Source organism: Borrelia puertoricensis (assembly GCF_023035875.1).
In the GTDB taxonomy this organism is placed as follows: Bacteria; Spirochaetota; Spirochaetia; order Borreliales; family Borreliaceae; genus Borrelia; species Borrelia puertoricensis.
Genome location: NZ_CP075399.1, coordinates 1 through 13671, shown reverse-complemented (window position 1 = coordinate 13671; position 13671 = coordinate 1). Strand labels below are relative to the sequence as shown.

Annotated in this window: 10 protein-coding genes; 8 read left to right on the top strand and 2 right to left on the bottom strand. The window is 28.8% G+C overall.

Annotation, left to right across the window (positions count from 1 at the left end):
* Positions 1–578: 578 nt before the first annotated feature.
* Entirely contained in the window at positions 579–1406 is an 828-nt protein-coding gene (locus bpuSUM_RS09115) for a virulence associated lipoprotein (protein ID WP_247068149.1), read from the top strand.
* Positions 1407–1651: 245 nt separating this feature from the next.
* On the opposite strand, the gene ade is transcribed toward bpuSUM_RS09115, so the two are convergent.
* Positions 1652–3298, bottom strand: coding sequence for an adenine deaminase (ade, locus tag bpuSUM_RS09110; RefSeq protein WP_247068147.1), 1647 nt, complete (start codon positions 3296–3298; stop codon positions 1652–1654).
* 292 nt (positions 3299–3590) lie between these two features.
* Between ade and bpuSUM_RS09105 the strand changes: the two genes are divergently transcribed.
* The 7 genes from bpuSUM_RS09105 to bpuSUM_RS09080 all read left to right on the top strand — a co-directional run bounded on the left by bpuSUM_RS09105 (position 3591) and on the right by bpuSUM_RS09080 (position 12956).
* Positions 3591–4394, top strand: coding sequence for a 5'-methylthioadenosine/adenosylhomocysteine nucleosidase (locus tag bpuSUM_RS09105; protein WP_247068145.1), 804 nt, complete (start codon positions 3591–3593; stop codon positions 4392–4394).
* 321 nt (positions 4395–4715) lie between these two features.
* Positions 4716–6254: a glutamine-hydrolyzing GMP synthase gene (gene guaA, locus bpuSUM_RS09100; protein ID WP_247068143.1), complete on the top strand. Its 1539-nt coding sequence runs from the start codon at positions 4716–4718 to the stop codon at positions 6252–6254.
* A 19-nt stretch (positions 6255–6273) separates the two neighbouring features.
* Positions 6274–7731 carry an IMP dehydrogenase gene (guaB, locus tag bpuSUM_RS09095; protein ID WP_247068141.1) on the top strand — a complete coding sequence of 486 codons (1458 nt, stop codon included), beginning with the start codon at positions 6274–6276 and terminating at the stop codon, positions 7729–7731.
* Between the two features lie 1500 nt (positions 7732–9231).
* A complete protein-coding gene (locus tag bpuSUM_RS09090) occupies positions 9232–10101 on the top strand; it encodes a BTA121 domain-containing protein surface lipoprotein (RefSeq protein ID WP_247068139.1) in 870 nt (289 codons plus the stop codon).
* Between the two features lie 13 nt (positions 10102–10114).
* On the top strand, positions 10115–10243 hold the full coding sequence (locus bpuSUM_RS09930) for a hypothetical protein (protein ID WP_283848873.1): 129 nt from the start codon (positions 10115–10117) through the stop codon (positions 10241–10243).
* Between the two features lie 228 nt (positions 10244–10471).
* The gene (locus tag bpuSUM_RS09085) at positions 10472–11926 is read left to right on the top strand and encodes a UTP--glucose-1-phosphate uridylyltransferase (protein WP_247068138.1); all 1455 of its coding nucleotides are present in this window, start codon (positions 10472–10474) and stop codon (positions 11924–11926) included.
* Positions 11889–12956: a glycoside hydrolase family 3 N-terminal domain-containing protein gene (locus tag bpuSUM_RS09080; protein WP_430644666.1), complete on the top strand. Its 1068-nt coding sequence runs from the start codon at positions 11889–11891 to the stop codon at positions 12954–12956. The genes bpuSUM_RS09085 and bpuSUM_RS09080 overlap by 38 nt, the downstream gene beginning before the upstream one ends.
* A 57-nt stretch (positions 12957–13013) precedes the next feature.
* On the opposite strand, the gene bpuSUM_RS09075 is transcribed toward bpuSUM_RS09080, so the two are convergent.
* Positions 13014–13547 (bottom strand): hypothetical protein, encoded by a 534-nt coding sequence (locus bpuSUM_RS09075; protein WP_247067671.1) that lies wholly within the window; start codon positions 13545–13547, stop codon positions 13014–13016.
* Between the last annotated feature and the right edge of the window lie 124 nt (positions 13548–13671).

The window sequence follows — 13671 nt, the reverse complement described above, 5'->3', positions numbered from 1 at the left end:
TATTTATAAATTATTGTGTTCCTATTTTTCAAAGAACTTAATTATATCTGAGATCAAATATTTCTTAGTGTGTTTATCTGTTATCTTTTATTTCTAGCTCATGATTTATGGAGTCGAATTTAATAATTTTATAGGTATATCAATGGTTTATAGTTTTATTACTTTTCTCTTAGGTTTACTGGTTTATAATCTCATTGATTTGATTATTATCATTGATAGATACATTTTTTCAAATTAACATTAAAACGTTAATTTATTCTGAGTAGGAGCATAAAAAATTATTACTAGAATAAAAAATTAAATTATTTGCAATAGACCGAATATTTGTTGTCTTTTTGACTTGTATATAAGTAAATATATTTTGTTAATTTTTGATTTGCATAGTATATTAAGTTAATGTCACTGTTTAAAGCTGGTTATAAGTTTTTCTTTTTAATTTATTAGATCTTTTTTATTATAACAATTTTGAAGGTTTTTATTCTATATTTAAATCTAATTTGATATATTGTATAATTTATTAATTAATATTAATTTGTATTTGGTGTAATATTATCACTTTAATGACAAGGGGAATTTTTATGAAGGAATATTTGTTTGTCTTGTCAATTGTAGGTTTTGTACTTATAGCTTGTAATGTTAAGGGACATGGGAAGTATGTTTCAAAGAGCGTTGGAGTTAAAAAAACTAGAAGTAGTAATCTTGTTAAAAATACTGTTAAGGTAAAAGTGAAGAAAAAGACTTCTTCAGATGAAACAATCTTTAATTTGCGATTAGAAATACTTGATTTGATGTCTAGAGAAATTGACAAGATCAAATTTTCTGAATTAAAAATCATGAGTGAACCTCATGATTTTTATGGTTTACCTTTTAGTTACATTATCTGTAGGGAAGATGAATTTGTTTTGGTATGTTCTGATTCGGAATGCACCAGAATGTATAGAAGAAGATTTTATGCATCACTTGATTATGATGAGCGTAAGTTTGAAGAATTAGGTGCATGTTTTGCTAAAATAAATCTTAGTGGAATTGTTGATCTCTTAAACTGCATTTTTAGTGTGGTATCTTGTGAATATCAATTAAAGCTTGAATATTTAATTGAAAATATAAATCTTAAAAGAGATATATTGCTGTCTATGTCTATTAGAGATTTAGATTATATTAAATCAAATCTTGAATGGATTTTGTCTCTAAAGAAGATGTGGAATGCTGGAGTATTTGAAATTATTGATTTTTTTAATAGGCATTTTGAAGGAACAGAGTTTATGTTAAAAGAGTTTAATCATTTCATGAATCAACAATTTAAGTTTTTAATAGAACAAATGGAAAAAGTTAGAATGTTGGTTGCTGAGCTTTTGGAATTGATGTCTGTTGAGATTGATTATAATAGATTTTTGTTGAATTTATAAAATTATTTTTCAAGGATTGATGTAGAAATTGCATGCCTCACTTGTTTTTTTTGTTGTTGTTTTTGATTCTTTATTATTTACTAATGTTTGTAGTGATGCTGTAAACATTGTTTATTCGATAATTTAACCATAAATGGGAGATTTAGTTGTCAATTTAGGTAACTTAATATTATAGGAGTAGAGATTATTAGCTCTCATGACAGTCTTTTCCTTGTTTTATAGTATTGTTTTTTTGTTTGGTTAGTCTAGAATTTTAAAAATGAAAAAGAGTCAACATCAAACAGTCCTTTGTCATTTATTTTTAAGTGAGGAATTACCGTTAATGACATGAAAGATAATGTCATTAACGGAAAATCTAAGTTAGAACCTAAAATATTCCTACAAAAATTATTTAATTGAATATATTTTAAAGCAACTTCCTTGGGTGGGCTCATGCTCATCAAACCCGCAATTGGCAGTTTTAATATTAAGGTATCTTGATTATTTAAAGCACATAAACCCCCTTTGTTCTCAATAATAAGATTTGCTGCTTTGCATAAATATTCATCACTAGTACCAAGAATTATGATATTGTGAGAGTCGTGAGCGACTGTGCTTCCAATAGCTCCATTTTTGAGTCCAAAATTTTTTATAAAACCTGTCGATATTTTGTTGTGATTATTGTATCGATTTATTACTGCTATTTTTAAAATGTCTTTGCTGATGTTTGATTCAAAGTTTGGTGCTAATAGATTACTATCAGTCATGGTTTTATTAGTGATAATTTGATTATTAATGCAATTAATTGTTGGTATAGTTTTATTTTGTGTAAAAAATTTAAAGTCTCCAATTGACTTTTTGCTACAGTTGAAATTATTGATAGGGTTTTCATTTAGTAGTGGGATATATGATTTATCATCACTAAATACTAATTTACCATTTATATAAGTTTTGTCTACTTTAAATGTTTTTAGATCTTTAGTGATAATAAAATCAGCAGGATCCCCAATTCGTAGTAATCCAACTGGAATTTTATAGTGCATAACAGGGTTAATACAAGCTATTTTCAAAACATCGAAAAAATCATGACCATATTCTATGGCACGTGCAACCATTAAGTTTATATGCCCGTTAAGCAGGATATCAGGATGTGCGTCATCATAACAAAACATTAAATGATCTAGGTATTTTCCTGAACCTTCACTAATTAGAGGGTGTAAAGCTTCAAAATTTTTAGCAGCGCTGCCTTCTCTAATTAAGATTTTCATGCCTAAAGATAACTTATATCGTGCATCTTCTATTGTTGAACATTCATGATCGGTACTAATTCCTGCAGATGCGTACTTTAAAACTGATTCCTGTGATAAACCGGGTGCGTGTCCGTCGACAACTTTTTTACGCTTCAAAGCAGAGTGAATTTTGTTCATTACTTTAAGGTCTCTATTGAGTACACCAGGGCAATTCATCACTTCAGCTAGATAATAGATATTATCTAGTTCCAGTAGCTTATCTACATCTTGATCATCCAAGACGTGACCGGAGGTTTCAATTTCTAAGGGCAAGGCTGGAACACAAGAGGGTGCACCAAAAAAAATTTTGAAATCAATTTTATTGGAGTTGTTTATCATGAAATTAATACCATCAATACCATTGACATTTGCTATTTCATGGGGATCGCTTATCGTAGATACGGTGCCATGTTGAACTACTAAATGAGCAAAATGTGATGGAATAAGTAATGAACTTTCTATATGTATGTGAGAATCAATAAATCCTGGTAATACATAGTCTTTTAAAGATTCATTGGTTCTTTCTATGTTGAAAATGGTGCCATTTTTTATTGTTATATGAGAAGGGTAAATTTCTTTATTTAAAATATCGATATAATTTGCTTTAATTAGTAATAAATTCATTATTTGTCCTTTAAGATAGTTATTTTTTATAATATGTTACTGCAATATTCTCTATATATAATATATTTAAATTCAAAAAATTTTAATACCGATATATTTAGTTTATATCTTTCTAGAGTATAAGGTTTGTAGTTTCTTTATTGATTTGCATTGTATTTAATGTAATTCTTATTTTAAAGACAATTTTTGAAAAAAAAGGTAAAATTTTGATTGAAAAATTAAGAAATAGTGTTAAATATTACAGTTATCAGCGATTTTTGTAAAGTAATAGTAATGGAGGATTTTTTCATTTATGTGTAATTATAAATATTTGGTATTAAAATTATTAATTTTTTTATTAGTTTGTTTCAATGGATATGCTATTTCTAATAAAAATAGCAATATTTTAGTAGTGTTTGCTATGGATGCTGAAGCTGTTGAACTAAATAAGTTTATGTCTCGTAGAGAAGAGATAGTATTGAAGGATTATGGGCTTAATAAAAAAATTGTTAAAGGCAAGATATCTAATCGAAATGTTATTTCTGCTGTTGTGGGTATTGGAAAGGTAAATACAAGTTTATGGACCAGTTATCTTTTCTCAAAATATAATATAACTCATGTAATTAATTGTGGGGTTGCTGGTGGTGTTGTTAACCCTAAGGTAAGTAATCTTAAGGTGGGAGACATAGTAGTATCTTCAGAGGTGGCTTATCATGATTTTGATTTGGTTAAATTTGGACATAGAGTTGGACAGGTGCCAGAATTACCTCAGAAATTTAGTAGTGATAGAAATTTGCTTGAGAAAGCTTTAAAAGCTATTAAAACAAATCTTAAAGGTGTTAATGGATATTCAGGATTAATATTAACAGGAGATCAATTTATTGATCCAGTTTATTTGACAAAGATTGTGGCAAACTTTGAGGATGTTGTAGCTGTAGAGATGGAGGGTGCCGCATTGGGACATGTTGCTCATGTCTTTAATGTTCCTTTTATAGTTATTAGGTCTATATCTGATATTGTAAACAATGAGGGCAATGAAGTTGAATACAACGAATTTCTTAAGTTGGCAACAGTGAATGCAGCTAAAATGGTACAGGAGCTCTTAAAATTACTCTAATTATTAGGTCATTTGATGGTTATGAATAGTAGTAGTTTAACTTTCTAAGTTAGTTAACATAGAGTTGTTTATAACAGGATGTTAGTATAAGATATCTTATACTAATTAATAGTTAATGAGCTTATTGGCTTGTATATTTGGAATAGATTGATAAGGCAAGTGAGTTCTTGGCTATCCTTGTTTAAGGATTATAGAATTATAGATATAAATTTTGTCTTGTCTTGTTAATACATTGCATAGTTAGTTGGTTTGATTGTTAAAGTTGATGAGATTATCTTTTTTTAAGTTTATTAGTAAAACTAAATTTTTAAGGAATTTATAGTGAATAATAATGCGGTGATTGTATTAGATTTTGGCTCTCAGTATAGTCAATTGATTGCAAGAAAAATTAGAGAGATGGGTGTTTATACAATAATCATTGCATATTCTATTTCTGCAGAAGAGATTAAGGATATGTATCCTGTGGGGATAATTTTAAGCGGAGGACCTGCTTCTGTTTATCTTGACGAAGCTCCTACTGTGGACATTAATATTTTTAACTTGGGTGTACCAATTTTAGGAATATGTTATGGAATGCAGCTAATCATTAAATTGTTTGGGGGCGTAATTGCCAAATGCGATAAGCAAGAATTTGGTAATACCGAACTATTTGTCGAAGATGATCAATCTAATTTATTTTTTGGTCTTTCCAATAAGTTAAAAGTAATGATGAGTCATGGAGACAATATTGAAAAGGTTCCAAGCAATTTTAAACAAATAGCTTATACTGAAACTTGTATTGCTTCTGTATTTAATGAAGAGCAAAAAATTTATGGGTTACAATTTCATCCAGAGGTAACTTGTTCAGAGGTTGGTAATCAAATACTTAAAAATTTTGTTTTTAAAATTTGTCAAGCTCAGGTGAACTGGAATTTAAGTAATAGCATAGATGATTTTGTGAAAAAAATAAGACTTCAAGTAGATGATAAGAAAGTAATTTTGGGACTTTCTGGTGGAACAGATTCTTTAGTATGTGCATTACTTATTAATAATGCAATAAAAAATAATTTAATCTGTGTTTTTATCGATACTGGTTTGTTACGCAAAAATGAAGTTAGGGATATATTAGAACTTGGTAGACAGTACAATTTAAACATAAAATATGTTGATTCTTCTTCAATATTTTTGAAAAATTTAGAAAATATAGATGAACCTGAAGAGAAAAGAAAAATCATAGGAAAGACATTTGTAGAAATTTTTGAAAAGGTAGCCTTAGAAGCCAAAGATGTAGAATTTTTGGCACAAGGAACGATTTATTCAGATGTAATTGAGTCTGAATCGGGGAATAATGTTTTTTCATCACATATCAAATCACATCATAATGTAGGGGGACTTCCAGAAAAAATTGGATTAAAACTTTTAGAACCGTTAAGAGAGCTTTTTAAAGATGAAGTAATCCAATTAGGAATTCAATTAGGGATTAAAGAGAATGCTCTTTATAGGCATCCATTTCCAGGTCCAGGATTGGCAATAAGAATACTTGGTGAAATCTCTCAAGAAAAAATTAATATTCTTCAGGGAGCTGATAGTATTTTAATAGAGGAGCTTTTGGCAAATAATTTATATTATAAGATAAGGCAAGCATTTGTAGTTTTGTTGCCTGTAAAATCTGTTGGAGTGATGGGGGATAACAGAACATATGAATATACAGCTGTTATTCGATGTGTTAATACTTTAGACTTTATGACTGCTAATTGGGTTGAATTACCTTATGATTTTTTAAGAAAAGTTTCTTCAAGAATAATTAATGAAGTCAGAGGTATAAATAGAGTTTGTTATGACATTTCTTCTAAGCCCCCAGCGACAATAGAGTGGGAATAATAAAAATAAGGAGAAGTGATTGATAGAGAAAATAGTAAAAGAAGCTTTGACTTTTGATGATGTTTCTTTAATTCCTAGAAAATCATCTGTATTACCCAGTGATGTTGATTTAAAAACAAAGTTAACAAAGAATATATCTTTAAATATACCTTTTTTAAGCTCAGCCATGGATACGGTTACAGAAAGCCGAATGGCAATAGCTATGGCTAAAGAGGGTGGAATAGGAATTATACATAAAAATCTCACCATTGAAGCTCAAAGAAAAGAAGTAGAAATAGTAAAGGTTTATCACCGGACCGGAATTATAAAAAATCCTATCACTATTGATGAGAATGCAAATGTACAGGAAGCTAAGATATTGATTGCAAATCATAAGATCTCTGCATTGCCTGTTACAGATAAAACAGGTAAAATATTAGGTCTAGTAACTAATAGGGACATAAAATATATTACAGATAATAATGTTCCTGTAATAAATGCAATGACAAAAAAATTAATTACAGCAAAAGAAGATATAACGTTAACAGAAGCTAAAGAAATATTATTTAGACATAAGATAGAAAAGCTACTTATTGTTGATGAGGCAAACAATTTAAGGGGATTAATAACCTGTAAAGACATAGATCATGTGGAGCATCAAGAGTATTTTCCTAATGCATGCAAAGATGTGAAAAATAGGCTAAGAGTAGGAGCAGCTGTTTCTATTGATGTTGATACTTTAGAGCGTGTTGAAGAATTAGTCAAAGCGGATGTTGATGTAATTGCTATTGATTCTGCACATGGACATTCTACAAGAGTAATTGAGCTTGTAAGGAAAATTAAAAATAAGTATCCAAATTTGGATGTTATTGCAGGTAATATAGTAACTAAGGAAGCAGCCCTTGATTTACTTGATGTAGGAGCAGACTGTTTGAAGGTTGGAATAGGTCCAGGAAGCATATGTACAACAAGAATAGTTGCAGGAGTTGGAGTACCGCAGGTAACTGCAATTCATGATGTTTTTGAGGCTTGTAAACATACAAATACTTGTATTATAGCAGATGGTGGAATTAGATTTTCAGGAGATATAGTTAAAGCAATTGCAGCTGGAGCTGATAGTGTGATGATGGGAAATCTCTTTGCTGGTGCTCATGAATCTCCTTCAGAGGAAATAATTTATAATGGAAAAAAATTTAAAGTTTATGTCGGTATGGGATCTCTTTCTGCTATGGCTAGAGGCTCCAAATCAAGATATTTCCAATTTGAAAATAAAGAATCCCCTGGAAAATTGATTCCTGAAGGCATTGAAGGAATGGTTCCTTATGTTGGGAAATTAAAAGACATTATATTTCAATTAAAGGGAGGTTTAATGTCTGGGATGGGTTACTTGGGAGTAGGAACAATATTAGAATTAAAGACAAACGCTAAATTTGTAAAAATAAGCTCTGCTTCTTTAAGAGAATCTCATACACATGATGTTTTTGAAAATAACAAATAATATAGTTTAATTATATTTAAGTTAAGAATGCTAAAGTTTTATGGTATTTCTGGTATTAAGAGGAAGAGGATAGTGTTTTTCAAGTTCATCTTTATTTTGATATTTTATTCCTATAGCTGCTGCAATTTTTGTAATAATTTTTTGTGATATGGGATTAGATTTTTTATAGCTATTGACTGGGATGATAAATTGCTATTTTTAGTAAGTATGTAAGATTTTAAGGTTTAGCAATTGGAATGATATTTAAGTTTAATTATTAGTACTTATTCAATTGTTAAGCATATGTAAATATCATATTGAAAGTATTTAAACGAGCTATGATACTTAGTGTTGATATAAATTGTTTTTCTCCTTAAATAAGAAATACAAGATTTTTAAGTGTTAGATATGCTGTTTGGTTTGCATTTTTATCTTTAGCAGTATTGATGAACTTATATGATTTGTTAAATAGATATTTAATATGTTTGATTTCTTTTAAGAAATATAGTTTTTGTGTAATTATTTGATATAACATTTTGATATTGCCTTTAATTTAGATAAATATGTGTAAAGTTTATTTATTAATTTTGGGTATACATGTTAATCAAAATTAATAAGCAATAACATTAATTAATTGAATAACCGTTTTATATGTATGAAGATTTACATTTACTTTAATTTGGGATAAGTCTTAAGAGTATAGATTGAAGTCATATTTTTTTTAAGTATCATTCTTGATTTTAGGTAATTTTTATCTCTTTTTGTGATCTTAAAAAATTAGGGCTTTTTATTGGTTGGACATAACCTATTACAGATATGAGAGAAAACTAAAATATGATATAGCAATATTTATTATAGATTTATGGCTTGAGATGGGATGATAGTAACTGATGAGGAAACGGTTCCGGGAACAATGATCGAATTCATCATAGAATTTATTGCAGTATCCGGTGTAATGAAGATAGCATTGATAGAAGGATTGCTTTTTAATTAAGTTTTAATGTGTGTAGGTGTGAGGTTCTATTATGGTACAATAATTGTTTTACAATATATATTTATTATATAACTATTGATTGGTTTTGATGAAGGTTACAAGACGTATTCTATTAAAAAGTTGTAACTTTTTTCAGTAAATTGTTTGGTGAGAAACTTAGAAAGATTATAGACTTTCCATGCAAAAATATTTAAGTACTAAATTATGCTTGAATTACTGTAGAAAAGATTTCAGAAAGGCAATTTCAAATATTGAGAGATAGATTGACGGTGCAAGAAGATGCTAAGATCCTTTTATCAGATTAAGTAAACTAATACTTAAGAAGAGTAATTAAGCCTTAGATGTTAATTCTAGGGCTTCTTGTTTTAATTTATGTAGGTAAAAAATGTTAAAAATTAATATTTAAGAATTAATCTTTAAGGTAAGTTTGTGGTGAACGTTTGGAGATTAGATAGTATTAATATAATATAATTATATTAGGTTTTATATGGTAATAATTTCATTTAAGCTTAAAAAGGAGATATTTAATGATTAAGGAAGTATGTCATAATGTTTTATTAATTTTATTGCTAGTTGTAAGTTGTGGTTTGAAATCTTTAGACAAACCCCAGGGGGATTTACATGGAACTATCCATGGTAATGGTTTTGGAATAAAACCAAGGCATAGTCTTGATGAATTGCTAAATCCATCTGGAATATTGAGTAAAGAACAAGCAGCAGTGCGGACTATACGAAGTATAGTCACTAATCCTAATATTGGTAGTGGTAAAAATTACAGGACGTATACTGATTCTGAGTTTTCTAGTTTGTTAAATAATTTAGGTATTGCTAAGGTTGAGGAAATGATAACAGTTTATTTAGAGATTCAAAAAAAGCAAGAAGAGGCTGTGGTATCTGTCAAGGATATTCATGTGGATCCATTTTCAGGGAATCTTCTAGTGAGGTTAGATAATTACAAAAAAGACTATCAGGTGCATTTAAAAGGGTTATTTAATGAGTTAATTCATAATGATGTGTATGTTAATGTTATAGGTGATGATTATGTTACTAAGTTTATTGAGGTTATAGATGATGCTAAATCCCTTAAAGAGATTGCAAAGTTTTTAGCAGATAAAGAAGGTGTTCCTATGGATGAATCGTCAGTAATGCGGTATATATCAGCTGCAGTGACGAATCCTGTGATTGGTAAGAGAGAAGGTTACAAGACTTATGAGAGTCCTGAGGAAATTTTTCTCTTGTTAGGTAAGTTAGGTTTTGATAAGCTTAAACAAATTGCAGGAGTTCATTTAAATTCTGTTAAGGCACAATCAGAAGCTTTAGATGCTATAGATGCTATAGATGTTATTAGATATAAACATTTAAAACAGCAGGTACAAAAAAAAATTCGATACTTTTAATGCTGCTTACTCATTGCATATTAAAGAGGCGTTTAGTAAGTCTTCTCTTGATAATATTTATAGAGCAGCTATTGTAAATGTTAATTACGATGCTGAGTTTAATCTTATTAAAAATGAGGCAACTGTTCCTGCAAATCCTTAATAATAGGTAAGCCTTAGGTTAAAATCTAAGGCTTTGGTTTTTAATTTATTTAATTTTAATTTAGACATGTAAAATATTAATCATTTTCATTAGTATATTTTATTTAATATTTGTCTTTATTTGTAGTACTATGATTATAGTAACATATTCTATTACAATAGACATTATTTATTGCTCTTCTTATAATATGTTAATTGTTGTTTACCTTGTCTTAAATGAGGTTTTGTTATGTGTGAAGTAATCGATGAAGTTTTTTCTAAAAAAATGCTTGATATGCTTAATATGGGCAAACTTAAAACTTTAAGCATATCTGTTAATAATTTTCCCGATGAGAGTCATGGTAGTATTTTAAGTATTTCTAATAATTCTGTTAAATTAAAGTTTAAGAAGGAACTTGTTGAACATAATTTGAAAAAATATATTGATGATTTTACAAAATTTTCAGGATCATCAGAAAATAATTTTTATGTTTTTACTGGTGATGATCTGGAGAGACTAGGATTATTGCTTTATCCTTATCTCTCATTTGGTATTTTAAATGGTGGTTCTGCGACTAGTTATTTTGATATACTGAAAAATAACGATTTTAATGAGGAATTGTATTCTTTATATGCAGATAAAATATTTGAAGCTAGGAGGTTGTTTGGGCATTTGCCAAAGGGAATAACACCTGCATATGTTAATAGTGATGGTAGTTATGGATTTTCATTTTTAGCATTAAAAATGCGACATCTTTTAGTTCTTTCTAAGAGATATTGTGAGCTTTATGGTGAGAGTATTAAGCCTTCGATTTTTCAGATGACAAGTTTTAGGACTTATAAACCGATTTTTAATTTTTTAGATAATATTTTTGATGATAATTTGATTAAAGATTTAAATTCTTGTGGTTTGCAAAGTTCAGATATTTTGACAGCGATTCAGCCTTTGGTGTATTGTTATAATAAATTAGATGATGGTCAATATGAATATTTTAGCTATTGTACTAATGGCAAGAGAACTTTTTTGGCTTTACCCGCTGGTCATGGACAAAATTTTAAAGTTTTAAGAGATATTTATTTTAAACTTTATAATTTTGGAAAAAAATTTGTGTATATTGGTAATGTTGATAATATTGGTTTTACTGTTAATTTATGTACTCTTGCAATAATGGCTATCACTAATAGTTCTTCTGGTTTTGAATTTAGTGTTAAAACACCACTAGATACAAAAGGTGGGGTTTTAGTCTTGGATGATGATAATCATTTAACTTGTGTTGATATTGGTAGTGTTATTTCTAAAGAAGCTGTCTTTGAAGCTGAATGTAGAGGTGATAGGATTTTGTTTAATTGTGCTACAGGTCTTTTTAATTTAGAATATTTGATAGAAAATATAGATAGAATAATATCAGATATGCCTATGAGAATTATTGAACAGGATAAAGAGTTTGGTAGATATACTGCAATTGAGCAAATAACTTGGGAAGCTATAAGAATAGTAAATAACCCATTAATTTTTGAGGTCAATAGAGAAGAGAGGTTTTTGCCCGCAAAATTATTTATTGATACTCTTATTATGAGTAATTACATGAATGATAAATTTATGGGCAATATTTCTGATATTGCTAGATATTTAAATAATGCTCTTAATAATTCATTGAAGAATAAATATGATTTGGTATTTAGGAGAGGTAAGTGGGATGTTTAAATTTGTGTTATTTGGCCTTTTATTGTCTAGTTTGATTTTACTAGGGTCCATTCCTGATATAGATTATGATTATTTTGAAAATGATAAATTTGATCTTGTAGATATTGATGAATTTTTAGGAAGAGTTAATGTTAAGAACTTTTTGAGGGAACGTTGTTTTTTTATTGGCATTAGGAATGTTGCTAATCCTAGTGCTGTGCAAGCACTAAGTAAAGAAGAACTTGATAAAATAAGAGAGATAAATCCAGTAGGAATTATTTTATTTAGAGAGAATTTTAAGGATGCACAACAAACCAAAGAGTTGATTAAAGAGATACAGAGACATCTTGGTTCTGATATATTGATTGCTGTTGATGAAGAAGGAGGACTGGTTAGTAGAGCTAGTGAGAATAAAAAATTGGGAGTTTATAATTTTCCTGCTATGGAATCTGTTGGGAAGACTGGAGATTCTCAGCTTGCATATAAGATTGGAGAAATTCTTGGTAAACAGCTTAGACGACTTGGTATCAATGTAAATATGGCACCTGTAGCAGATGCTAAATTTGCTCCAAATAGCCCCTTAGGTAGCAGAACTTTTGGGTATTTATCTTATAATATTGGTCTTATGGTAGAGGCATTTATTGATGGGATACAAAGGGAAGGTGTTTTTGCTGTAGTTAAACACTTTCCTGGACTTGGAGGCACAAAAGTAGATACCCATAAAGATTTGGCCTTATTACCTTATAGTAAAAATTTTTTAATGGTAAATAATTTTATACCATTTCTTTTTGGAAAGGAAGCAAAATTTATTATGCTTGGGCATGTACTTGTTCCTAAGATTTCTGGAGATGTAAGTAGTATGTCAAAAGATATTGTAGATATTATAAGACATAATCTGAATATCTTTAGTATTATCATGACAGATGCGTATGATATGGGGGCAATTGTAAATAATTTTAGTTTGAGGCATGCGATTAAGAAATCATTAAATTCAGGTATTGATGTTGTGCTTATTCCAGAAGGGTTTAAGAAACTTAATTTAGAAGAATGAATATTCTTAGTTTTGTTAAAAGGAAATGCTTATTAAAAATGGTCAGTATTGTTATAATTAGATAGGAAATGTAATAGCTATATCGACTAAAAAATACTCACGTAGAGAAGAAGAAAATATAGAGAGGATAGAGAATAAATTAGTAATTGGAATGCTAAGTTTAATAGAGACAAAAGGCAATGCAGGGAAAAGGAAAGCAGAAATATTGTTACCAGTAATAATGGAAGCTCTAAGAGCTATAGGTAATTGAGTACCTACTAAGATATTGATAATAAAAGAATATATGTGTATTTGATATTTCAGTATATAAAGAGAAATAGATAGAGTAAAATAGACACTTGAGAATAAAGTTGGATCGTGGGGATAAAAGTGAATGGGGATGATATTGAAATCAATCCATTCATTGTAAGTCATGGTTATTCCAATGAAAGCGTAATATTTGTGATGTTGATTATAAGGAGTTAAATTTATATAATTGTGTTGAACGATACCTATTTGTAGTGGTTTTATATTTTCATTATTAAATTTTTCACTCCATGCATGGGTATATATTATTAATAAGTGTAGTGATATAAGAATTGAATTTTTCATTGTGTGTGTAAGAAATTGTAACATGTTCTTAAGGAATAAAAAATGGTTTTTACTTGTTTGTATTGTATGAGATGGGGGAAGGAGGTAATAATAACAATATATGTTATACTAATAAAAATTAAAT